The organism is Chitinibacter fontanus (genome assembly GCF_013423785.1).
GTDB classification, from domain to species: Bacteria; Pseudomonadota; Gammaproteobacteria; order Burkholderiales; family Chitinibacteraceae; genus Chitinibacter; species Chitinibacter fontanus.
This window is the reverse complement of sequence record NZ_CP058952.1, coordinates 1,116,482-1,140,647: the sequence shown is the minus strand read 5'-3', so window position 1 is coordinate 1,140,647 and position 24,166 is coordinate 1,116,482. Positions and strand designations below refer to the sequence as shown.

Genomic DNA, 24,166 nt, shown 5'->3' with positions numbered 1-24,166 from the left:
CGATAGTAACTCGCATCATGCAGCAGCGCGGCTCTGGTGACAATAGGCTGACTCACTCTTTCTTGTGGCTTGGTTTTTTTATTGGAGTTTAAAAGTTGGCCAGCAGGGTGTGATCAATTTTAATCACGATTTTCTTGATTTGTTGGCTCGCAGTTAGGCTGCGGCAGGGTTTATGCAGTTCGCCGGGGTAGAAAATTGCAAACATGCCGGGGCTTAAAATAAGTTTGGATTCCATGGCCACCGGGTGCACAAACGCAATGTCGCGTTCGAGCAATTGATCAGTAACCAGCGCTAAATCAGGCTGAGCGATATGGTAGCCAATCACTTCTTCGCCTTCGAGCAGATATTGAATATCGATATAGCGTTGATGAAATTCGGGCATTCCGGTTTCCCACGGCTGGGTTTGCGGCGTTTGCACTATGGCAATCATTTGATCGCCGCGAATAGAGTGCCGACCTGGGGCTAGCGCGCTGAAATCAGTTTCACGCAGATACTGCAAAGCGGCTTCGATTGCTGCTGGTAACGGAGGTTGCGAATGCTGAATGTGGCTGAGGTACATGTATCTTTCTCAAAACAGAAGGTAATCAAGTGCTAAGCTGGGCGCGGTGGCGAAGCACAAATTGTTTGAATTCATCTGCGGGCAGGGCGGGCGACCAATAGTAACCTTGGCCTTGAGCGCAGCCGAGCTCAATTAAACGATTTAAGGTGTTTTGATCTTCAATCCCTTCGGCAATCAGCTGTAATTGCAGGCTGTTGGCCACTTGAATAATCGCACTGACAATCGCTTCATCATGAGCGTCTTCAGTGAGCCGACGGATAAATGATTGGTCGATCTTAAGGCGTTCCACTTCAAAATGTTTTAGATAGCTGAGATTGGAATAGCCCGTGCCAAAGTCGTCAATTGAGAAACTCAAGCCGAGGCTACGCAGATTTTGCAGAATAATTTTCAGATGCTCAGAGTCTTCCAATAGCAAAGACTCGGTCAACTCTAGCTCAACTAATTCAGGGGGCAGTTCTGTGAGCTTGAGCGCGGTCGACACCAGTTTTTCAACATCGCCACGGCGAAATTGAATTGGGGAAATATTGATACCCACTACGATGGGCCCCAAGCCTTCATTTTGCCAAATCTTGGCCTGACGACAGGCCTCCAAGACAATCCATTCACCCATTTCAACGATTAAGCCTGAGTTCTCTGCAACCGGAATAAATTTGCCGGGCGGCACTAATCCCAGCTCAGGATGCCGCCAGCGAACCAGTGCCTCGGCACCAATGATTTGACCCGTTTTTAAATCAAATTGCGGTTGGTAGTGCAAGGTAAATTCAGACTTACCCAAAGCCGCACGCATTTTCGATGCTAGGTGCAATTGCTCTGCCGCTTTGGTGTTCATGCTTTCATCATAAACTCGGACCGTGTTACGTCCGGCTGCTTTGGCGCGATACATTGCCATATCGGCACGTTGTAATAGCCCATCAAAGTCATCGCTATCATTACTTGAAACGGCTACTCCGATCGAGCAAGTGGCGGTGATGCTTAAATGATGGAGCGTCAAGGGTTCAGAGAAAACCCGAATTACTTTCTGAGCCACCTCGGCAGCGGCATCGCTGTGAGCGATTTGATCCAAAATAATCAAAAACTCATCGCCCCCTTGTCGGGCCACGGTATCTGATTGGCGCACGCAACTGCGTAAACGCCTTGCCATCTCGACTAGCAGCATATCGCCAGCAGCATGACCCAATGAGTCGTTGATGGTTTTGAAATTATCCAAATCAATAAATAACACTGCGGTTTTTTGCTGGTTGCGACGCGCCAATTCCAGTGCGTGTCCACAGCGATCACGCGCTAGAACGCGATTAGGCAAGTGGGTGAGCGCGTCATGGGTGGCCAGAAACTCCACTTCTTTTTGTGATTTGGACACGCGTAAATTCTCTGCCTGCAGCGAGCGTAATGCCTGACGAAAGTCCTTCATAATCAGGCCAACGCTAATCGAAATAATCGTCATGATTAGCGTAGTATCCAGCCAAAATCCAATACCCGCTGGGGTAATGCGTGAAACCCGCCAGCCTTGTGCTTCAGCCAAAATCAGCAAGCTTAAATTACTGAGGATGAGGATAAATTGCAGGACAAACAGCCAGGGGGCGCACAGCAGGCCAGTAAATACAATCAAGGCCGGATAGACCAGCATGCCGGGGTCGTAAATGCCGGAGTTGGTCCAATGTATGGTGGCGATCATGCCGGTGAGGCTTAAGGTAAAAACTGTGGCTGCGTATTCATAGTGGCGCCTGCGCGCCAAAAATAAGGCAAACCCAACTAGCACCAAGGTCGCGGCAAAAATGGTCGCGTCGTGCAGATTGTCGAAATAAATATTCTGTACGGTACTAAACATCAGCCCGCAAAGGGTGATAGCAATAAAGTTACCGAGGCGATGCTGGCGTATGTCGCTGGAGCTGCTTGCTTTGCTGATCAGGGACGAAAATTTCATTGCGCGATGCGAATCCGGCTCAGGGTTAAAGGCAGGTGCTGAAGTGAGCAATCAAGCTGACAGTGTAGCTGTTTTTCCGCGGAACGGCTGCGCCAGTGGTGACTGGCCGATGTTGCTACGACAGTGATAAAAAAAGCGGCCCGAAGGCCGCTTGATCTGCTGCATGAGCTTACTTCAATTTATCGAGCTGTGCATGCAATTTAGCCAGCTTATCGTCCAACTCGGCCAGTTGCGCGCGATCTTTCTCAACCAGATGCGCTGGTGCTTTGTCGGTGTAACCTGGTTTTTCCAGCTTGGCGACGAGTTTTTCGCGTGCATCGGTGGTTTTTCCGATTTCCTTGGTAACGCGCGCAGTTTCCGCCGCTTTATCCACTTCTACCACCAACATCATGCGCGTCGTGCCCAGTGCTGATGCAGCCACGGCCACAGGCGCATCACCTGCTGGCAATGTGGCCGTGATATTCACTTCCGACAATTTCGCCAATGGCTTCAGATACGGCGCGAACTCGGCCATTTCTGGTGTACCTTCGAGGAACATTGGTACTTTCACCGCAGGTGACAGGCCCATTTCGCCGCGCAAATTACGTGCTGCAAACGCCAAGGCTTTCAGGGTTTCAACCTTGGTATTCGCCTCGGCGTTCACTTTGCTCAAATCAGCCACTGGCCATTTCGCGGTCATCAGTGAATCACTGTCTTTCTTGCCTGCGAGTGGGGCAACGGTTTGCCACAGCTCTTCGGTAATGAAAGGCATGATCGGATGCGCAAGGCGTAGAATGGTTTCGAGCACGCGAATCAGCGTACGACGTGCTGCGCGTTGCTGGGTATCTGTGCCAAATTGAGTAGATACCTTGGCTAGCTCGATATACCAGTCGCAGTATTCATTCCAAACAAACTCGTAAATCGCTTGCGCGGCCAAGTCGAAACGGAAGGTATCGAGTGCGTGCGTGATCGCGGCTTCCGCTTCTTGCAGGCGACCAATGATCCACAAATCAGGGAAGCTGTATTCCAGTTCCGCACCGTCTTCCAGACCGCAATCTTTGCCTTCGACATTCATCATCACAAAACGCGTTGCGTTCCAGATTTTGTTGCAGAAGTTGCGATAGCCATCGCAACGTTTCTGGTCGAAGTTGATCGAGCGGCCGAGTGAGGCGAGCGACGCAAAGGTGAAGCGCAGCGCATCAACGCCATAGGCTGGAATGCCGTCTGGGAATTCTTTCGCCGTTTTCGCCGCGACTTTTGGCGCGTTTTCTGGGCGACGTAGACCGGTGGTTCGTTTTTCCAGCAAAGGCTCGAGCGCGATACCGTCGATCAAATCGACTGGATCAAGCACGTTACCTTCGGATTTCGACATCTTATTGCCTTCGGCATCGCGCACCAAACCGTGGATGTACACGTGTTTGAACGGCACTTTGCCGGTGAAGTGCTTGGTCATCATGATCATCCGGGCTACCCAGAAGAAAATAATGTCGTAGCCAGTCACGAGTACCGATGAAGGCAAGAAGGCTTGCAGATCTGGCGTCTCGTTCGGCCAGCCGTGGCTAGAGAAAGGCACCAGCGCCGAGCTAAACCACGTGTCGAGCACGTCGTTATCGCGCGTTACTGACTTGCCGCCTGCTTTGGCAACGGCTTCCGCTTCGGTACGCGCCACATACACTTGGCCGTCTTCGTCGTACCAAGCTGGGATTTGATGGCCCCACCACAATTGGCGAGAAATACACCAGTCTTGGATATTATTCAGCCACGCGTTGTAGGTGTTCACCCAGTCGCCCGGGACAAATTGCACTTCGCCGCTGTGGACGGCTTCGAGCGCTTTATCGGTAATACTTTGGCCATTTTCATCGGCCTTGCTCATTGCCATAAACCACTGGTCGGTCAGCAATGGCTCGATCACGGTGCCGGTACGATCGCCGCGCGGTACCATCAGTTTGTGCGGTTTGGTGTCGAGCAAGAGACCTTGCGCTTCCAAGTCCGCCAACATCGCTTTACGCGCTTGTGCGGTTGTCAAACCGGCGTAGGCGGCTGGCAATTCAACGCTGCCAAGACTCGCGCCGTCAAAGCTGAATACTTGCGCTTTGGCGAGGATGGTCGCTTGCAAGCTCATCACATTGATCAGCTGCGTGTTGTGACGTTTACCAACTTGGTAGTCGTTAAAGTCGTGCGCAGGGGTGATTTTGACAAAACCAGTACCGAATTCTTTGTCGACGTATTCGTCGGCAATCACGGGGATTTGGCGGCCAGTCAGTGGCAGCTCAACCATTTTGCCGAGCAAATGCGTAAAGCGCTCGTCGTCCGGGGCAATTGCTACTGCAACGTCGCCGAGCATAGTTTCAGGACGGGTCGTCGCCACGGTGATGAATTCATCCGAGCCAACAACTGGATATTTGATATGCCACATATGGCCGTTTTCTTCTTCGGAAATCACTTCCAAATCAGAAATCGCAGTGCCTAGTTTGGCATCCCAGTTCGATAGGCGTTTGCCACGGTAAATCAGGCCTTCTTCGTACAGACGCACAAAGGCTTCGATCACGGCGGTCGACATTTTGTCGTCCATCGTGAAGTATTCACGGCTCCAATCCACCGACGAGCCCATGCGGCGCATCTGGCTAGTAATCGTGTCGCCCGATTCTTTTTTCCATTCCCACACTTTTTCGAGGAAGGCGCTGCGACCCAAGTCGTGGCGGCTCACGCCTTGCGCGTCGAGCTTGCGCTCAACGACGATTTGCGTCGCGATACCGGCGTGGTCAGTACCTGGCAACCACAGCGTATTATCGCCGCGCATGCGGTGATAACGCGTCAGACCATCCATGATGGTTTGGTTGAACGCGTGGCCCATGTGCAAGGTACCGGTAACGTTCGGTGGTGGCAGTTGGATACAAAAGGCCTCGCGCGCGAGGTCCATACTAGGCTGGAAGTAACCTTGGCTTTCCCAGAACGGGTACCAGCGGGATTCAATATTCTGTGGCTCGAAGCTCTTAGCGAGTTCCATGGCGGCGTGCTCGAATTAAACGCGAAACCGCAGATTATAAACGAGAAAAGGGGGGGCTGTGCGGATCGCCGCGGCGAACGTGGCACCCCGGCTGGCCGGGGTGAGTACGCTTTAGTCGATTAACTGCTTGCTGCGTAATTCGGCTTCAACTAGCTCGACAATTCGAGGTGCTAGATGCGCTTCCAAATCACGGCTAATTTCTTCGGTGAGTTTGCGCAAGGTTTCGCCATAAAACTGATTCATTAGCGCGCTAAAATGCTGTTTGGTCAGTTGCTCAATCTCGCTGGCCATGTCGATCGCCAATTGTGCGCCAACTGTCGCGGTGATTTCGGCGACAGTATCGCTGCTAATCTGCGTGGCTTTCTGCGGATCCGGTGCAGCAGGTAAGGCCGTTGCTACGCTGAAGGTGTTGAGTGGGAATTCGATGATTTCAGCACTTGGCTTGATTGGTGCTGGCTCATTGATGTTATGTATATCTCCCGGCGTCTCATCAGTATTGATTGCTGTGAGTATACTTGCCGGGGTATGGCTTGCTGTGTCATTTGGCTGTTCAGGCTCGGCAACAGCTATAGCTGCCTCTTCATTTTCCAGTGCATCCAGATTGATAGCAGTGGCTTCAATCTCATTGCCGCTATAAATGATCAGCTCCGGTTCATCATCCCAGACTAGAGTTGCGGGGCTATTGCTGATCGTTGTGCTCGCGTGTGATGGGGGCGCGAAATCAGTTTGCTCAATAGCAGCTACTACTGGTGTAGTCTCGGTTTCAAAGTCATCGTCCAGATTAATTTCATAAATTATTTCTTCGGTTTCGTCGCTGCTCGCTCTACTTTGCTGCCAGTGATGGCTCGTGCCGTTAGTACTGTCTTGCGTGATCTCTGCCGCGGTATCTGGCTCGTCATCGAGTTCAAGACTGATCTCCAGCTCCTCGTCAGCTAACATGCTTGGTGGGGAAGAAGTTAGTATTGCGTCTACTGGCTCGTGGTTTGCATGATCCAGATGGCTGGCATTTGTAGCTTGGATTGCTACATCCTCGGTTTCAGCTTGAGGCGCTATGGCCTCTTCAAGGCATTCTTCCTCGGTGCTGGTCGTTGCTACTGGCTCGCTGCCGCTCAGTTCAGTGGCCAAAATCGCATCCAGATCCAGATGTGGCACTTCTGCGGCCGCAAGGCTGGTTTCTGCCAGAATATGGGCAAAGTCAGCAATGGCTGCTGCGGGTTCAGCAGGGAGTTCATCCAGCGGTAAAATCAAATCGGTGGCGATAAAATGCTCACTGGGGCTGCTGCTGACTAGATCACGCTTGCTGCGAGTGTCTAGTACCGGTAGATCTAAATAATCAGGGGTGGGAGCGCGGGTCAGCTCGTCCAAATCCAGCATGGGCAAATCTAAAAAGGCCGGCTCAACAACTGGGGCGGCAATGTGGCGCGGTGCTTCCGGTAGGCGTGGAATGCTTAGATATTCGTCAGGCTCCGCAGGGGCTGCCACTGGCGCGGGCGCTGGATGGGCCTGGATTGAGCTGGCCGCCAGTAAGGGCTCAGTGGCCGCACTTAAGACTTCAACCGTCTTTTGGAACGGCAGTGGGTCGATGGTGAGCGAGCTTGGCTTGGCCTTGGGAGGTGGCGCAATGATCTCATCGTCCAGATGGCTAATATCAGGTTCATGATGATCAATGGCCCATTCGAGCTCTAAGCTGGCAATTTTAGCCGCCAAATTGGGCTCAACCACATCAGTGAGCGACGGAATATCATCAACCACATCAAACAGGCTGGGAATCGTTTTGGGCGCTTCCTCGGTGAGTACCGGAATGTCATCCAAACTGGCGGCTGGGCCATTGCGATGACGCGCCATCAGCGCATCCATTTTATTGAATAGTGGGTTTACCGAATCATTATTCGGTGTTTGATTCTGATCGGCCACGACTCAGTCGCTCCTGCAAGGTTTGAGTGACATATCAAGTTAATGCTGACATATCCGTTGCATTTGGGCTAAAGCCCAATTGTTTGTAAGCGGCCCAGCGTTGGCGTGCGGCTAGCCGTAATTCTTCGTCGCTATCGACAATTTCAATCAAGCGACCGAACTCACTAAAGCGGGGTGCAACGTGAGCGGTCCAGTTAAATAGCACATCGCGTGGGCTCATCAATTCAACGCGATGATCAAGAATAATTGGGGTTTGTGACGCAATCGGTGCGTCAAAGCTGCAGTGCGGCAAAAAGCCGGTAGCTGGGATTTCCCACAATAGGCGATCCAGCGCCTGTGAGGCGGCGGGTGAGCCGGTCAAAATGCAAATGCTTTTGCCGGCAGCCAGTGCCTTCCCCGCGAGCTGGCATAGCGCCGTTTCGCGGGAACGCACATTAAAATAAAACGAAATTTCAGTCATTTTTTATGGGTATATGGTTGTGAATCTTTTTGGTGTTGATCTACAGACATATACCCTTATCTTTATAGCTTAGAGAGATATTGCAGCAATAATGGCACAGGGCGGCCGGTAGCGCCTTTGGCTGCTCCCGATTTCCACGCGGTACCGGCGATATCCAAGTGCGCCCATTTCTGCTCTTTCACAAAGCGCGACAAGAATGCCGCCGCAGTGATCGAGCCCGCTGGACGACCGCCAATATTGGCCATATCGGCAAAATTGGATTTAAGCTGCTCTTGGTATTCGTCAAACAGCGGCATGCGCCATGCTTTGTCGTCGCTGTCTTTCGATGCTGCGAGCAAAGCATCAGCCAGTTCATCATCATTGGCAAACAAACCAGTCGTCGTGTGGCCGAGCGCAATGATACACGCGCCGGTCAGCGTTGCGATGTCAATCACGGCGGCAGGCTCAAAACGCTGCACATACGTCAGCGCGTCGCACAAAATCAAACGGCCTTCGGCATCGGTATTCAAAATTTCAATCGTTTGACCGCTCATACTGGTGACGATATCGCCTGGTTTAACGGCATTACCCGCTGGCATGTTTTCGCACGCAGGAATGATGCCAACCAGATTGATTTTCAAATCCAACTCTGCCACCGCTCGGAAGACGCCCAGTACGGTTGCCGCGCCGCACATATCGTATTTCATCTCGTCCATACCTTCGCCGGGCTTGAGAGAAATACCGCCCGAGTCAAAGGTAATGCCTTTGCCTACCAGCGCGACTGGCTTTTGTTTTTTATCTGCGTTGTGATATTCCATCACGATGAATTTTGGCGGTACGATCGAGCCTTTGGCTACCGAAAGGAAAGAGCCCATTTTCAGGGTTTCAAGCTCTTCCTGCTCCAGTACATGGCATGAAAAATCGTATGTATGTGCCAAGTGCTGCGCGGTTGCGGCCAGATAGTCTGGTGTGCAAACGTTCGGTGGTAAATTGCCCAAATCGCGGGTCAAATTCATGCCGTGGCCGAGTGCCAAACCGTATACCAAACCCGCTTCGATGTCGTCCAGATCACCTTTTTTCGGCGCCAACAGGCTAACGAGTTCGAGTTTAGGGGCCGGCGCGGCATCCGATTTGAATTGATCAAAGCGGTACACTTCGAGCATCAGCGCATTCACAATTTCTTGCGCCGTGGCTTTCTGATCCTGTTTTTTGTAACCCGCTGCCGATAGTGCAACGCAGGCGGTCTGGTTTTGACTTGCCACCAGGGCTTTAGCGAGCGAGCGCGCGCTATCACGAACTACTTTATCGTTTGGCTCTTTGCTCAGCTGCACCAATACTACGCGTTTGAACCCTAAGCCAGCAGGTAAACCCAACGTCAGTACGGATGCTGCTTTTGCAGCTAATTCGCCATCTTTGATCGCCTGGCTTAAAATACCGCCGGAGGTGGTATCAAGCTCTTTACCCAGTGTTGGCAGTTTTTCACCTAAAACTGGTAAAACTAGGCAGTCGGCAGACTCGGGCGTTGGCGAAACTATGGTAAATTCCATCTGAAGCTCCAATTAGATATTCTAAAATTTAAAGCGATTATTCTCTTACCCTAGCCCCAAGTCAAAAGACAAATCTTTGGTAGTCAGGCAAAACTATTTACGTGGCGCCGCATCGCCTTGCCGTCTTTACTCATGCTGTCTGTGGCTGTGCGCCTTGCGTGCAAACTTTTGGATTTTTTTGGCAATGCTATTTCGTAAAACCCTAATCCATGAAATGACTTGGATGGCTTTCGCCCTCTTTATCGTTTTAATGCTGATTGTAATGACCTCGCAGATTGTCCGCCTGCTGGGTGAAGCCGCGCTGGGAGCGCTTGCTTCCTCGGCCGTGTGGGCCGTGATGGGCTTTACTGCCGTGCGCTATTTGCCGACCTTATTTTCGCTGATGTTATTTATTACGATTTTGTCGGTGATTACCCGGCTATGGAAAGACCATGAGATGTTTGTTTGGTTTTCTGCCGGACGTTCAATCTACAGCTTTATTCCGCCCGTGTTGCTAATGGGTTTGCCGGTGGTGGTGTTAATTGGCGCACTGTCACTGGGTGTTTCGCCGTGGGCACAACTCAAAGGGAAAGAATATCGCGAAGCGAGCTTAAAAAATCAGGAAGTCACCCAGGTTGCGCCTGGAGTTTTTCGTGAGTCTAAAGGGGCTGATCGGGTGTACTTCATCGAAAACTTCTCGCCGGAACGTGGTTTTGGCGAGAATGTGTTTTTGCAAATTCGTCGCGATGGCAAAGTGAGCACCGTGCTGGCTGATCGAGGCGGGGTGGAAATTGATGAGCATGGTGACCGCTGGATGTGGCTTAAGCAGGCCAAGGCCTATCAAGGGATTCCCGGGCAGGCGCAATACGATATTTTGCGTTTTGAAGAAGGCAAAATTCGGATTGATGATCCATCTACCCCGGTGATTAGCCCCGCAACCGAGGCGACTAAAACCGTAGAGTTAATCAAAGAGCTTAACCCGCAGCGCTGGGCCGAGTTGCATTGGCGCTTGGCCTTACCGATTCAGGCCTTGATTTTAATGTTGGCCGCGATCCCGCTGGCGTTTGCGAACCCGCGTGGTGGGCGCTCTTTTCATATCTTGTTTGCGGCCATTTTGGCATTTTCTTACTACAACGCGATCAATGTGCTGCAGGCCTGGATTGCCGCAGGAAAAATACCGGGGGTGGTTGGGATGTGGCCGTTGCATGGTTTGATGGCGGCCCTCACTGCCGGTTTATATATCTGGCGTAGCAAGGTGAGGGGTTAATGATGAATCGCCTTGGTCGTTATGTTCTGCGCTCGATTATTTGGCATGTACTGCTCACTTTGCTGGTGCTGCTGGGCTTGTTTGTCTTTTTTGATTTGATTGCCGAATTAAAAGATGTCGGACGAGATGGTTATCGCCTGCATCATGCCTTTGTGTATGTGCTGCTGGAGTCGCCATCGCGGATTTATGATTTGCTGCCCGTATCCTTGCTGATTGGCAGTATTTTTGCGTTGTCTGGGCTGGCGGACAGCTCGCAAATTACGGTGATGCGGGCTGCTGGCGTATCGATCTTACGTTTCTGTGGCTGGCTCACGGTGGGGGGCATCTTTTTTGGCGCGTTGACCTTTGCTGTCGGGGAATATTTGGCACCACAAACCAATGATGCGGCCACGCGTTATCAAGTCGCAGCTAAGCAAGCGGTTATGTTTGGTCGTTTTCGTTCTGGGGTATGGGTAAAAAATGGCGACCAAATTATTAATGTGGCTGCCATGCAGCCCGATTATAGTTTGCAAGGTTTGCGGGTCTATGTGCACGATAACGGGCACCAATTACTGAAAATTATCGATGCCGCTCGTGCCCGTTATCAAGGCAACGGTAACTGGCAACTAGAGGAAGTCACGCAAACTCGGTTTTTTGTCGATACCGTGCAGGTGACACAGCAAGCCAAACTACCCTGGGCGGCGCAAATCGAGCCGAAAATGTTGGCGGTGTTAATGATCAAACCGCGTGATATGTCGGTGAGTGCGCTCATCCAATACATTGGGCATTTGCAAGAAAACAAGCAAAGTACTATCCGCTACGAGTTAGCAATGTGGGGGAAAATATTTTATCCACTAGCCTGTTTAGCCATGATGTTGATTGCGCTGCCTTTTGCACTAGGCCAGCGCCGCAGTGGTAATGTGGGTGTGAAAATCTTCCTAGGGATTTTGCTGGGCGTGTCATTTAATTTCATCAATCAGATGATGGCGTATGTCGGTGAGCTGTATCGCTTGCCGCCGCTGCTGGCGGCAGCCTTGCCAACGATGGCACTCTCGGCGCTGGCAGGCTATTTCCTGTGGCGACAAGAAAAGAGTTAAGTGCGATCGATGGCTGATTTAGCAAAGCTAAGTTGGTTATTGCCGCAACCAAGTTGAATTTCCCACTTACCACGCTCCGATTGAGTAGCTTGAGTGTTGGTAAAAATCGATTTTTGATTGTTTATTGGATACCTACTGTATGTATGTCTTACTAACTGGCGGTGCAGGTTATATTGGTTCACATACCTATATAGAATTATTGAATTCAGGTTTTGTGCCTGTCATCTTTGATAATTTTTACAATTCCAACCCCGAAGTCTTAAACCGGATCAAAACTATTACCGGCCAAGACGTGCTGTGCATTGAAGGTGATATTCGTGATTCAGCAGCGATGGATGCCGCGCTGGCGCAATACCCTTTTAGTGCGGTAGTACATTTTGCCGGTTGGAAAGCCGTTGGCGAATCGGTGGCCAAACCACTGGAATATTACGACAACAACGTCGTGGGTACGCTGCGCTTGCTTGATGCGATGAAAAAAGCGGGCGTTAAAAATCTGGTGTTTTCATCGAGCGCCACCGTCTATGGCGATCCGCATGCCGTGCCGATTTTGGAGCATTTCCCACTGTCAGCGACCAACCCATACGGGCGCAGCAAATTGATGATCGAAGATATGCTGCGCGATTTGCGTGTGGCGGATCCGAGCTGGAATATCGCGCTATTGCGCTACTTCAACCCCGTTGGCGCGCATGAAAGCGGTTTGATTGGTGAAGATCCACAAGGGATTCCAAATAATCTGATGCCATTTGTGACGCAGGTCGCGGTGGGCAAGCGTGAACAACTGTCGGTATTCGGCGGCGATTATGCTACGCCGGATGGTACCGGTGTGCGCGATTATATTCACGTGGTTGATCTGGCCAAAGGCCACGTAAAAGCTTTGCAAAAACTCGCCACCAACCCGGGTAATGTTACGGTGAATCTGGGGACCGGTATCGGTTATTCGGTGCTGGATATGGTGAAAGCCTTTGAAACTGCGTCGGGCCGCCCGGTGCCCTATCAAATCGTCGCGCGTCGCCCCGGCGATATTGCTGCCTGCTATGCTGATCCCAAAGCCGCTTTCGAGCAGCTAGGCTGGCGCGCTGAGAAAAATCTGCAAGATATGTGCAACGATAGCTGGCGCTGGCAAAGCGGCAATCCGAATGGCTACGCAGCTTAAGCCGCACTAAACTTGAGTCGGCGGGCTTTGCCAACTATACCTTCAAGATAAATGAAGAGTTTGGTTTGCAAGGCTATGCCGGGTATTGCCTTGTAGGTCAATCTAGTATTGATTGAGGGGTATATACCGGATGCAGTATCCAGGAGCTGGCGCAAAGTGCCGACAAAATGGTGCGGTATTGTTGGTGTTAATGCTCATTTTGACGGTGGGCATTGCTAGCTTGCTGTTGGCTAGCCGTAATCCCCGTGACCCCGAAGCCGTGCGGCGCGAGCAAAATGCAATTATTCTGGCGCAGGCGCGCGAAGCATTACTGGCTTGGTCGCTGACGCGGGATGGCACCGTGGGTACGGGTAACTGCTCGCCTAGTTCGAGCGCTAATGGGCGAGCCTGCGCCCCCCTTGAATTACCTTGCCCCGCTAATCCCAACGAAACCGCTATTAATAGCATCGGTACTTCAATCACCAGTTGTAATAGCGCCGCGAGCCCAGCTGCGCGCATTGGTTGGCTACCTTGGAAAACCCTTGGTATCCCCAAGTTGGTGGATGCCTATGGTGAGCCGCTTTGGTATTCAGTCGATTATGGGTTTGTTGTGCGCACGCAAGATACTGAGGCGCGCAAAATCAATAGCGATAGCTTGAGTGTTTTGCAGTTATTTCAGCAGGGGCAGGAAATTTCAGCGCAGGGTGAAAACCCTGCCGCCCTGATCTTTAGCGCTGGGCCACCCATCGGTAATCAGCTTCGAAACTCACCGTACGCTGTTGCGCAATATCTTGAGGGGGCTGGCGCTTATAGCAATGCAACCATTGGCGGCCCATATGTCAGCGCATCACTTGCTGATGATTTCAATGATCAGATTGTGGTGATTACTGGGCGAGAGTTAATTGATTTGGCGGCTGCTAGGGTTGGGGTGGCAATTGCTACCCAATTGCAACTGTATTATCAGGCGTTTGATGCTAGTTATCCCGGGGTGTTAAGCGCTGCTATGGTGGCTGGCAAAGCTGGAATGACAGGGGCGAACTCAGCGGCAGTAGCCGCAGCTGCGGTGGTGGATTATGCCGATGCAAGTATCTGCCGCCAGCTATGGTTGGCTGCAGAGCAATACAGCACCGGAATGATGGTAAGCACTTCGCCTGGCAATAGTGGTAATTTTTATAATTACACCGCAGCAACCTGGTCACAGGGTATCGACCCAGCACAAGGTAACCCATCGCAGTGGAATAAAGGCGCGTCATGCGCAATGAGTTGTGCTGCCGCGTGGACTGCGAATGGTAGGAACAGTGGCGGGACGGCCTACCTGCAAAATGATGTGGCCAGTTATGGTGGTCAAAACTGGCAGGCAATTTATCAAATTGGCATTGGTGGTGGAGCCCCGTCGGCAAGCAATAGCGAGTGGGAGTCCGCAGGTGCTTGTTCTGGCTCGCCTGCGGCAACCGCTAGCCCAACACCTGCTCCCACAGCTACGCCATCACCGCTCCCAGTCATTACGCCTACCCCAACACCCTTAATGACCAGCACACCTTCCCCTAGCGCATCACCCTCGTCGATTCCGGCGCCTTACCCCTATCCGGCAGATATTTTGGGTGATAGTAGCTGTAGAGATAACAACCTTTACACTAGCAGCACAGGTTGTCGCAGTAAGGTTGATTTATGCACTGGCGTGTTGCCACGCGCGCAATATGACTGGACTGGGCAGGGTAGGTTGCCGGTGGTGGCCAGTGATCAATTACCGACTTGGTTTAAGCAGAATATCTGGCATCGGGCAATTTTATATTCGGTTAAACAGGGGAATACCTGCACCAGTAGTTTTGTCATTGATGGCGTGACGGATAACAGCATAGATGCACTCTTTATTCTGCCTGGCGCGGCACGGGTGACACGGGCGAATAATCTAGTGCTGGCAGCCAATGCGAGCACCGATCTAAGTCTGTATCTTGAGGATGTTAGTAATCAAAATAAATGGCTGTCGCCCACTGATCGCCAGTATGTGACCCCCAGCTGCACCAGTAATGACGTGTTATACACCTGCAGGCAAGGCGTTTGTAGTGAAAGGAAGCGACAATGTTAAATGGCATTCGAAAGCAGCAAGGGTTTTCCCTCGCCGAAATGGCGATTGTACTGGTGATCATCGGCATCTTATTAGCATCAGGGCTGGGCGCCTTAAGTGGCCAGCTTGCCACGCAGCGTAGTGTAGAAACCAAGCAAATGCTTGAACGAGCCAATGAGGCGCTGTTGGGGTTTGCGCTAGCCAATAATCATCTACCTTGCCCAGCTGACCCAGCTCTGGCCAATACAGATGCAACTGCCGGGCAAGAAGAACGTCAGCCCGCTGGCGATGCCAATGCATATCGATGCGTACGCAGCTATGGTGATTTGCCATGGCGGGATTTGGGTTTGCCAGAGTTGGATGCGTGGGGACGACGCCTTAAGTATGCGGTGGCAACCAACCCAACTGGCGGCACCGCAAGCTATACCGGTGATTTTGCGGGCTCGAACCCGACTCCAGGCACAACATGCGGCCTAGCAAGTAATAAACCCTGCTTCACATTACAAAGTGGCAGCAATTTGCTCACCTTAAGATCGGCAACACGTCGCGATGGCGTTGCGGTGACGTCCCGGGTGCTAGTCAATAATGCGGTGGTTGTTATTTTCTCCGAAGGAGAAAAAGGGAATCTATCCACTACTGATGAAAATGAAAATCGGAATGGGGATACAAGCTATCGGTGTGACACCCCTGATCTATCTTTTGATGATTTAATGACCTGGCTGCCCAATAGCCAACTATTATATCTAGCAATTCTTGCGAGAAAACTACCTTGACGTTGTTTCGCAGATAAATGATTGGGAATAGTCAGATTTTTAGCAGAATAAACGTTGTTTGTGATTGCAATACAGATCTTTGCAAGTATGATTCCTACGATTATATCTAAAGAGTAATGCCACTTCGAAGTTATCGCTTCCGTCAAAATAAAGATGACAACTGGAATATACAGGTAGCTCAAAATTCGTGAGTCCCTTCGTGCATAATGGTAGAGCGTTAATGTATGTGCTGTGTGTAAAGATGGCATAGCAGCAAGAGGCATAATAAAATTATTATTTATATAGTGTTGACCATTAGAAGCTAGAAAATCTAAAGAAAAAGTTAGCATCGAGATTTGAGCTAAGTTTGCATTCTGTACATCAAATACAAATGGGCCGAAGGCTGGAGTTAAAGAGTAGGAGAGCCCTCCAAGTACTAAAACTAAAGAGAAGCTCAGTAATAATTCATCGATCCCTTTTTGATGATTTTTAATGCTTTGTACAATAAAAGAGATAAAGAATAATGATACAAATAGATGGTGATATGGATTTTCTATGGCGGATTTGATTGGTGAGAACCCAAGATTGATAAAGCTAATAATGGTTAATAGTGGTGTGATTGAATTGTCAAGTGATTGGTAAAATTGATCGAAGTTGTTCTTGTTGATTATTGATGACCAAAGTTTGAATTGGAAATGTAAGTAGATTATCAATGTCAGTGAGAGAATGTTTCTGAGTGCGTTGGTTTTTCCTTTTTCATTAGTTGTTCTGGTAATTAATATTGTATATGAAATAGCCACCCCAATTAAGTAGTGTTTTATGGAAAAAATTGTCGGCTGGAACCCCGGGGAGTAAAATTTTAACTTTAGTAAGAAGTGGAGGGTTAGTGCAATCGTTGTCGCAGATAAAGACAATATTTCTAATGGAAGCAGCTTGATTCTAAAATAACACGAAAGAATGTTTTTTGTTTTCATCTTCGAAATACAGTCCTCTTGGTGTTTGTGACTGGTAACAATAGATGTGTTGCTGGGTTATGAATGGAGAGCTTATTGGCAAGTGGTGGAGCTTGCTGCTTATGTTTATTGGTGAGGCCTTGGTGCATATTAATCCTATGCAGCCCCACCAGTACGCTTTTATTACCTTTTCCGAAATAAATTGTTACTGTTGATTTTTATAAGGCTGCTTAATAATTATTTAGTTTGGATTGTATCTTGAGAGTTATTATTTTTCTTCATGATATTCGTCATCTAGGTTTACTTTCCAAATTTCCTCGCGAAGATCGATGCCATTTGCTATAGATTCGGCCGCAAGTTTGGCTGTAAGCATCGAATGATCTTGATTGTTGTAGCGATGCATGCCATTGCGACCAATTAAGTATAAGTTGTTGAAGGTGAGTGTCCATTTTTTTATTGTATCAAACTGAATATATGTGCCGAAATACGCCGGATATGCTTTAGGTACATGAACAACGGTGCCATCAATCACGTCGCTCTGATTAATTAGACCAATTTTCTCTAGCTCAGCGCTTGCAAAGCTAATCATATCAGCATTATTTTTGCTCCAAATTTCATCTCCTTCTTGGCAGAAATACTCCAAGCCCAGCCAATAATTTGTTTTGTTCTTAACGAGATCGGGGCTCCAGTTATTGAAAATCTGCAAGCGACCAATTTTGACATCGGGTTCTTGAATGTAAATCCAATTGTCGTTTAATTTTTGCTGTTCACCGTTAATTTTTTGGGGTGAATTGAGTGTTTTTACTTCTAAACCTACCGTTAAAAAATCTCTGTACATCAAGCCTTGGGCAATATTTAGTACATTGTCGGGTGCAGTAGGAAGGGTGCAATTAACTAGCTCTCGAACGGGCATGGTTGAAATAAATTCATCGGCAGCAATTATTTCAGTTGAACCATCAGTTTTTAGTATTTCAACAGAGGTAATTTTTTGATTGTCCCTATAAACTCTAGTTACCTTCGTGTTTAAATAAATTGAACCGCCATTTTTTGTGATTTTATCGGCTACTTTTTCCCACATTTGCCCTGGGCCAAGGTTGGGATATAGAAATTGTTCAATGAGGCTTGTGTTCTTTGCTGTATGTTTTTGGTTAAACAATTTATTAATGGCATGTTTGAGTGTGGCGGTTATTGATAGCCCTTTAATGCGTTGCGCGCCCCAGTCTGCGCTAATTTTATTGCAAGGTACTCCCCATACTTTTTCTGTGTAATTTTTAAAAAAAGTTAGGTAAAGTTCTTGGCCGAACCTATTGATGATGAAGTCTTCTAGACTTGATTCATTTTTGATTGGGTTTGTTTTTACTTTTAAATAACTTATGCCGATTTTGAGTATTCTTTTGATGCCTAGGTTTTTTATTGTGTTTGAATTTAATTTAATTGGATAGTCAAATAGCTTTCTGAGAAAGTAGATTCTAGAAAGGCGGGGTCTTAATAAGAATTTATCTGAGCTATCAATTTGTGTATTGTTTGCTGTGAATGGTGAAATTTCTAGTGTTTGGTTTTGATATTTAATATGATTGTTCTTGGTGGATCCTTCCATTGGTAGAATAGAGGCCCACCACTGCATTACCCAAGCAGATTTCGAAAAAAAACGATGACCACCGAGATCCATCCGATTTCCATTGTATTGAACCGTTTTAGATATCCCGCCTACTTGGGTATCGGCTTCAATTATGGTTAACTTACAATTGGGGCAAAGTTTTTGAAGTTCGTAAGCCGCAGTTAATCCAGCTGGGCCAGCTCCGATGATTATAATATGTTTATTCATTATTTTTGGTATTTATTAAGCATTTTAGATAATGGGGTGTGTGAGAAAATTATTACTCTTCTTGATAAGAAGTTGAACACAAAAACTACAGCTGTGGCAACTAACTTGGCATCCTTGTAGTTTATATGGTAAACGCTTACTAGTAGGTGTAGAATGCTAAGGCATAGAATTACGCCTGTGATTCCTGTTATAAAAAAAAGCATAAACTCCATTTGCAACGAGTTTATGATGCTGCTGAAAATGTATTTTCTGCAAAGAAAAAAATTAACTAGCAGTCCAATCATGAAACTGCTTATTGCTGCAGCAATATAATTAAAACTTAAACGTTCAACTAGAAAGATCATGCTTGAATAATCAACGACAAAGGCTGCCCCACCTACAAATAGGTAGGAGAGGAATTGGCGTGATAGGTGGCGTGATAGGCTCATTTTAGGAATAGCCGTAGTGTTAAATCGACAGAAGAATTTAAGCAAAAGTTATGCCTCTTTGGCTTCGGGTGTTGGGAATCTGGGTTCTGTGATTGTGTTGTTTGCTTGCTGGGTACTTGCGCACCCTTATCGAGGAATTTGGCATGATGCTCGAGTTTATCTGATACAGGCCTATCATTTGGCTAATCCACAGTGGTTTGTAGGGGAGCTTTGGTTTGCTTATGGATCGCAAGGGAATTTTACTATTTTTCCTTACTTGTATCTAAAAGTACTTAAGTTATTTTCCGTCATGCATGGCGCATTTATTGTTTCTATGTTTGGAGGATTGTTTTGGATATTGGCGTTGTACGCCTTGATTGGATTTTTTGTGCAGGGATGTTATCGCTTCATTCTTGTGCTGATGCTCGTTTGTCTCCCTCTGTCTTATTCTATCTTTCCTTCTTTAGACTTGTATTTAAATGAAAATTTTGCAACGGCTAGACCCTTTAGTTTAGGTCTGGCATGCATTGCTCTTTATTTGTACTTGAGAAGAAAGAGTGTCATGGTCGGGATATGCTCTCTTATGGCGCTCATCCTTCATCCTTTGATGGGGGCGGGTGCAGTGACAATCATTATTTTTACGGAGTTATTAAAGCTAAATAGCAAATGGATTTGGGTTGCTGTAATAGGCGTGATTCTTTTCCTCCTCATGCTGTCTTTGCCGAACATGAGTGGAGTTTGGTTTGAGTTGGTGCGGTCTACATCAAGAATTGTTGTTGTTAAGTCCATGCACAGTATTCAATGGTTTCCCATCGTGTTGGTGATGTCATCTTTAATTTTGGGTTGGAGATTGGCTTCTTATCGAGAGATTTACTTTTCTGCGTTAGTTGTTGTTGCTCTGTGCATATTGCTTTCACTGGTTTGCAGCTTGATTTTGCCTGTGGCTTTGATTTTGCAACTGCAACCTTGGCGTATATTGTCCGTTGGTTTAGTGTTAGTGTTTGTGGTTATCGCGGATATTTTGCGGCAGGTTGCACCCTCGAAGCAGCGATTTTTCGTTATATGGTTTGGGGGGGTGTGGATAGTAGCTTGCGCGCAGCAGCAATATGTCTTATTGATTCTGGGCTTGTGTCTTGCATTTCGACCCAGATACTTGAAACCGATGTTTGAGAGTGCTGATGTCCAATTAAGTACTTTAATCATACTGACACTTTGGTTGGTTTGTTGTGGCTGGTTGCGGGGTGGGGGGATATCCGAGCAATTACTAATGCTACGTTTCATGGGGCAAGCCTTTTATCTATGGTTACCAATCTTTTTTTTGCCGCTTGCCTGCGGAGTGACTTATTCGTTGGTCACTCATTGGATCGCTAAGGTTGCAGTGCTGTGTTTGACTGTTATTTTTGCTTTGGTCTCTCATGATCAGAGAGGAGTAAGGCAAATTCAAACGGAATTAAGTTACTCGCTTGATCAAAGTCTGGGTCAAAATGAATTTGAAGGCAAAGTTGTTTTCTGGCCCGATCATGCAGAGTGGGTGTGGTTCGGATTGAGGGCTGCAAATTATGTCGGTAGCATTCAGGCAATTGGCATTGCATTTTATCAAGAGCATGCTTTAAATTTGTGGAGAAGGATGGCTTGGGTCGAATCTATTGCGCCTAGGGTGCCTAAAAACGTACTGTTCGATAAGGAAGAAGGATGGGATCTACATTCGGCTAAATGGCTTTCTGGTGCAGCCTGGTTGTCAGGTTTAGACTTGATCCATTTATGCAAGAAGTCAAATGTAGATGTCGTTTTTTTGCGGAAAAATTATCCTAGTTTAGGGGCTAAGAAAATCACATCTTTGTTGGTGGATGATGGATTGTGGTTTTCGTATGGGTGTGCAGTTGTTCGAGAGGGTGCTGATACTTATGATCGACCTTATCGCGTTAATTAAAACAAGCTTGAAAGTCGGTTCTCTGGCGTGATTTCTATTAGTGTGTGGTGCAGCGTTGTCGCATGGGCGACATATGTACTCAAACCTTGCTGGTCAATTGTGCGTTCCCAAATGTTGTGAGATGTCTGCTGTGCGCCACTTAGTGCTTGAATGCCACGCGTTTTAACTCGAAGTGTTTGCTGATTGTTGGCAAGAGGGTTAATTGTGAGTTGCCCATCTTTTATAAATCCAACATTATCCGCCAGCTGTTCAATATCATAGAGCACATGTGAGGTCATAAAAATTGAGCCTCCTTGTTCTTTATATTTGTTGAGTAATTGAATCACGTCGCGGCGTCCAATGGGATCTAGTCCTGATAAGGGTTCGTCTAAAATCAGTAGCTTAGGATTGATGCATAGGGCTTGAGCTATCGCAGTGCGCTGAGTCATACCCTTAGAAAAACTCCGGATTTTCTTTTTTGATACCTGAGCAATGTCGAGCTCCTCAAGCCAGTGCATAATGTGCTTGGCGGGCTGTTCTGGTTTGCTGCCATGTATTTGTAAAGTGCAGGAGAGGATGTCAAAAGGGGTTAAGCTGTCATTCAAATATGGATTTTCAGGTACATAACCGACACCTTGGCGAGATTGAGGATTTCTGATGTCTTTGCCGAAGATATATGCATGGCCGCTATCGGGCTGGATCACACCGGTTAATATTTTGATAGTGGTGCTTTTCCCCGCACCATTAGGGCCAATAAAGCCGAAGGTTTCACCGGGGGCACATTCAAGACTGATTTGGTTGACGGCTAATTTAACCCCATTTGTCTTTGTTTTATAGCTCTTTGAAAGTTCAAGGATTGATAGGGCTGTAGTCATTTTATTGAGGTGTGTTTCGAAGTTGGGGTTTGCCTTCTCGGTCAAAGTAGTAGCCAAAACCGAATGGATCAGTTGGTAGCTGAGAAATTAGCCGAGCCTCAAGGAGTTCTTCAAAGTTAATTGCCTGTTTCCCGTTGGATTTTTGGTACTGATTTGCTGCCATTTGTAGTTGCTCTAATATTTCGAGACGTTTTGAGCGTGTTTCGAGGTAGGCACGAAACTCGGGGTGGTTACTTTGCTTTGCCATTCCCTCGACGACATTTTTGGCTAATGCTGGTTCGTAGCCTTTCTCATACCAGCGTGCCGCGATATTCAACAAGGTTAGTTTATCATTTTCGCTTAAAGCATTTTGTGCGGCCTTGATTAAAGTATCAGCAGCTTTGACAGGGGCTTTATCAAAATGATAAATATTAAAGCCCTCGTAAAATCCTGGTTGCCAATCAAATGTGCGACTGAGACGGGCCCGTTCAAGAATAAATTGTGTGGGGGCGAGCTGGCCTTCCCAAGGTAGGATGGCTGCTGCAATATAATAGTTGTCCTCATGCATGGGGTTTAGCCAAGCGGTATCGGCTTGTACACGGGCAAGCACGGTGTATTGCGATGATTGCATATTACTGGTGCTTACAACTAAACTGCGTAGTCCACTTACATTGGCTGCTAGATTGCGATCACCAAGTGCGAATGCAATTTGTACTAAAGGTGGTAGCGCGGTATTGATTTCATCGGCTAATTTGGCGCGCGTTAATTCTTTTACTGCTAAATGGGTCGGGATAAATGCGGCAATTGCAAGTATTAATGCGCTGCAGATTTTCAGTTCTTGGCGCATCAAAAACTCTCACGGCGTTGGAAAATTAGTGCCGCTAGACTTAACAAAATACAGATGTAGCTAATAGCCATCAAACAACTCAAAGCCATGGCAGAGTAATTAATCGGCAAGTTGTAGAGTGCACTTATGCGCCAATCAAGTCGGGATAGGTCTGGGATTAGCCAGTTGATGACATCTAGTAATTGCTTGAAATTGGAAACCATTTTTGCATTACCATCCGCGCCAGCGTGAATGTATTCTAGCGCAGCACCTAGCCCTTTGCCTGCAATGGCGTAAATTAGTCCAAGTGCCAAGGGGAGTAGCGGGGTGGTGGCAAATGTGGCTACCAACAAGGCAAATGAGGTAACGACCGCAACATCTAGATAGAGCCCAAGTAGTGTGAACCAAAACGGCGCACCCAAATTGACTATAAATTGCTGTTGATATTCCGTATTGGCATAGGTGGCAGCCATAAGCAGCATCAGCGCGTATATGAGGGTGAAAACTGCGCTCAAGGCTAAAACAGCAATGTAGCGGCTGATCAAATATTGCCAGCGTGGTATTGGGTAGGCAAGAGTGAAATAGATGGTCTTTTTGTCGATTTCTTTGCTAATCAGTTCCTGAATCCAAAAAATAGCTAGAAAAACGAGTGTGATGCGTAAAAATGAAAAACCAACATCTAGGGCAACCGTTTGCGGCTGTCGTGGAGAAAAGCTGCCAGTTAAATAGGCGAGAAAAATTAAAAAGGCTCCAAATAAAGCGATGCCACGAATTGTGTTGCCGCGTAAGCCGATTTGTAACGAGCTTTTTATAAGAGCGAACATAGTGAGCCAAGAAATAAAAACGCGCCCCATTAGTAGCAGGGGCGCGCAACTTAGTCAAGATGCAACTATTATGAACCCAAGTTTGCAGCGTTAGTTAGTGACCCTGTTACGTTTGCTGCGGTGCAGCCTGTGGCATCGCACGCTGTGCTGCTTGTTACTGCACCACCAGCTGTATTGCCAATGAATGTGGTTTTACCTTTTGCAGAGCCTGATGAACCCCAAAATCTAGTAGTGTCTTCCGCGCCTTCAACAAAAACACTTGCAGAACATTTTGGGGTAAATGTGGTTACAACGAATTTAGCTGGGGTTGGTACAGTCCAAGCACTACCGGAACCAGCTGAGGTTGAGCCTGTGCAGAGATTTGGTGCCGCAAAAGCTACAGATGCAATCAATGAGAGGCTTGCTGCAGTAATAATATGTTTGATCATGTTGAATTCTCCAAATTTTAAGGGCATCAGCTTAATTATTGGGCTGAGTTAGCCACAGATTGTGTAATCACATTTTTCAGGTCTGACTGAGCTGCTTTGTCATGACCTTTTTTGGTGTATTCAGAGAATTGTGGAATTGCAATCGCTGCTAGAATGCCAATAATTGCAACAACGATCATCAATTCAATCAGTGTAAAACCTTTTTGCAGGTGTTTCATGTGAGGCTCCTTATTAAGGGTGTGGGTTGTGTTTCCACTTCATGTCTTATCAAGCAATTAGCATGCCAATTTATTCTTCGCTCCCAGCTTGAGCTTGGGTAAGAATATTTTTGAGATCGGATTGCGCAGTTTTATCCCAGGCTGAACGTTGATAACTCGTGAATTGAGGAATGGCAATGCCAGCGAGGATGCTGATGATGGCAAGTACAATCATCAGTTCAATGAGGGTAAAACCTTTCATTCTTGCCTCCCTGAATTTGTTAAACAATCGTGGCCATTTAACTT

Annotated in this window: 20 protein-coding genes and 1 pseudogene; 7 read left to right on the top strand and 14 right to left on the bottom strand. The window is 47.7% G+C overall.

Annotated features, from left to right (window positions below; genetic code table 11):
• Positions 1-88: 88 nt before the first annotated feature.
• From HZU75_RS05380 to HZU75_RS05355, 6 genes are all read right to left on the bottom strand, one after another.
• Positions 89-559, bottom strand: a complete 471-nt coding sequence (locus HZU75_RS05380; RefSeq protein WP_180308132.1) for a NanQ anomerase/TabA/YiaL family protein — start codon at positions 557-559, stop codon at positions 89-91.
• A gap of 25 nt (positions 560-584) precedes the next feature.
• A complete protein-coding gene (locus tag HZU75_RS05375; RefSeq protein WP_180308131.1) occupies positions 585-2,480 on the bottom strand; it encodes a putative bifunctional diguanylate cyclase/phosphodiesterase in 1,896 nt (631 codons plus the stop codon).
• Between the two features lie 169 nt (positions 2,481-2,649).
• The gene (locus HZU75_RS05370; protein WP_180308130.1) at positions 2,650-5,466 is read right to left on the bottom strand and encodes a valine--tRNA ligase; all 2,817 of its coding nucleotides are present in this window, start codon (positions 5,464-5,466) and stop codon (positions 2,650-2,652) included.
• A gap of 111 nt (positions 5,467-5,577) precedes the next feature.
• Positions 5,578-7,380: a hypothetical protein gene (locus HZU75_RS05365; protein WP_180308129.1), complete on the bottom strand. Its 1,803-nt coding sequence runs from the start codon at positions 7,378-7,380 to the stop codon at positions 5,578-5,580.
• Between the two features lie 34 nt (positions 7,381-7,414).
• Complete coding sequence (locus HZU75_RS05360; protein ID WP_180308128.1) at positions 7,415-7,840, bottom strand: DNA polymerase III subunit chi; 426 nt, start codon at positions 7,838-7,840, stop codon at positions 7,415-7,417.
• Positions 7,841-7,902: 62 nt separating this feature from the next.
• Positions 7,903-9,366 carry a leucyl aminopeptidase gene (locus tag HZU75_RS05355; RefSeq protein WP_180308127.1) on the bottom strand — a complete coding sequence of 488 codons (1,464 nt, stop codon included), beginning with the start codon at positions 9,364-9,366 and terminating at the stop codon, positions 7,903-7,905.
• Between the two features lie 184 nt (positions 9,367-9,550).
• Between HZU75_RS05355 and lptF the strand changes: the two genes are divergently transcribed.
• From lptF to HZU75_RS05330, 5 genes are all read left to right on the top strand, one after another.
• Positions 9,551-10,612, top strand: a complete 1,062-nt coding sequence (gene lptF, locus HZU75_RS05350) for an LPS export ABC transporter permease LptF (protein ID WP_180308126.1) — start codon at positions 9,551-9,553, stop codon at positions 10,610-10,612.
• A complete protein-coding gene (lptG, locus tag HZU75_RS05345; RefSeq protein WP_180308125.1) occupies positions 10,612-11,688 on the top strand; it encodes an LPS export ABC transporter permease LptG in 1,077 nt (358 codons plus the stop codon). The genes lptF and lptG overlap by 1 nt, the downstream gene beginning before the upstream one ends.
• A 139-nt stretch (positions 11,689-11,827) precedes the next feature.
• Positions 11,828-12,841 carry a UDP-glucose 4-epimerase GalE gene (gene galE, locus HZU75_RS05340; protein ID WP_180308124.1) on the top strand — a complete coding sequence of 338 codons (1,014 nt, stop codon included), beginning with the start codon at positions 11,828-11,830 and terminating at the stop codon, positions 12,839-12,841.
• 130 nt (positions 12,842-12,971) lie between these two features.
• On the top strand, positions 12,972-14,906 hold the full coding sequence (locus HZU75_RS05335) for a hypothetical protein (RefSeq protein WP_180308123.1): 1,935 nt from the start codon (positions 12,972-12,974) through the stop codon (positions 14,904-14,906).
• Positions 14,900-15,658, top strand: a complete 759-nt coding sequence (locus tag HZU75_RS05330) for a type II secretion system protein (protein ID WP_180308122.1) — start codon at positions 14,900-14,902, stop codon at positions 15,656-15,658. The genes HZU75_RS05335 and HZU75_RS05330 overlap by 7 nt, the downstream gene beginning before the upstream one ends.
• Here HZU75_RS05330 and HZU75_RS17720 read toward each other — a convergent pair.
• The 3 genes from HZU75_RS17720 to HZU75_RS17715 form a co-directional block, all read right to left on the bottom strand.
• Positions 15,556-16,611, bottom strand: a complete 1,056-nt coding sequence (locus HZU75_RS17720; protein ID WP_180308121.1) for a phosphatase PAP2 family protein — start codon at positions 16,609-16,611, stop codon at positions 15,556-15,558. The two genes, HZU75_RS05330 and HZU75_RS17720, sit on opposite strands and share 103 nt — an antisense overlap.
• Before the next feature lie 247 nt (positions 16,612-16,858).
• Positions 16,859-18,415, bottom strand: coding sequence for an NAD(P)/FAD-dependent oxidoreductase (locus tag HZU75_RS05320; protein WP_180308120.1), 1,557 nt, complete (start codon positions 18,413-18,415; stop codon positions 16,859-16,861).
• Positions 18,415-18,843 carry a GtrA family protein gene (locus HZU75_RS17715; RefSeq protein ID WP_180308119.1) on the bottom strand — a complete coding sequence of 143 codons (429 nt, stop codon included), beginning with the start codon at positions 18,841-18,843 and terminating at the stop codon, positions 18,415-18,417. Before HZU75_RS17715 ends, HZU75_RS05320 begins: the two co-directional genes overlap by 1 nt.
• A 16-nt stretch (positions 18,844-18,859) precedes the next feature.
• On the opposite strand from HZU75_RS17715, the gene HZU75_RS05310 reads away from it, so the two are divergent.
• A complete protein-coding gene (locus HZU75_RS05310; protein WP_180308118.1) occupies positions 18,860-20,752 on the top strand; it encodes a hypothetical protein in 1,893 nt (630 codons plus the stop codon).
• Here HZU75_RS05310 and HZU75_RS05305 read toward each other — a convergent pair.
• The 3 genes from HZU75_RS05305 to HZU75_RS05295 are packed head-to-tail and all read right to left on the bottom strand — an operon-like array spanning position 20,749 to position 23,235.
• A complete protein-coding gene (locus HZU75_RS05305) occupies positions 20,749-21,651 on the bottom strand; it encodes an ABC transporter ATP-binding protein (RefSeq protein ID WP_180308117.1) in 903 nt (300 codons plus the stop codon). The genes HZU75_RS05310 and HZU75_RS05305 overlap by 4 nt on opposite strands.
• Positions 21,608-22,432, bottom strand: a complete 825-nt coding sequence (locus HZU75_RS05300) for a hypothetical protein (RefSeq protein ID WP_180308116.1) — start codon at positions 22,430-22,432, stop codon at positions 21,608-21,610. Before HZU75_RS05300 ends, HZU75_RS05305 begins: the two co-directional genes overlap by 44 nt.
• Complete coding sequence (locus HZU75_RS05295; protein WP_180308115.1) at positions 22,432-23,235, bottom strand: ABC transporter permease; 804 nt, start codon at positions 23,233-23,235, stop codon at positions 22,432-22,434. The genes HZU75_RS05300 and HZU75_RS05295 overlap by 1 nt, the downstream gene beginning before the upstream one ends.
• A gap of 180 nt (positions 23,236-23,415) precedes the next feature.
• Between HZU75_RS05295 and HZU75_RS05290 the strand changes: the two genes are divergently transcribed.
• A complete protein-coding gene (locus HZU75_RS05290; protein WP_180308114.1) occupies positions 23,416-23,715 on the top strand; it encodes a hypothetical protein in 300 nt (99 codons plus the stop codon).
• Between the two features lie 69 nt (positions 23,716-23,784).
• On the opposite strand, the pseudogene HZU75_RS17325 reads toward HZU75_RS05290, so the two are convergent.
• Positions 23,785-23,881, bottom strand: a pseudogene (locus HZU75_RS17325) (prepilin-type N-terminal cleavage/methylation domain-containing protein); the annotation flags it as partial.
• Positions 23,882-23,951: 70 nt separating this feature from the next.
• Entirely contained in the window at positions 23,952-24,122 is a 171-nt protein-coding gene (locus HZU75_RS17630; RefSeq protein WP_180308112.1) for a type IV pilin protein, read from the bottom strand.
• Positions 24,123-24,166 lie beyond the last annotated feature (44 nt).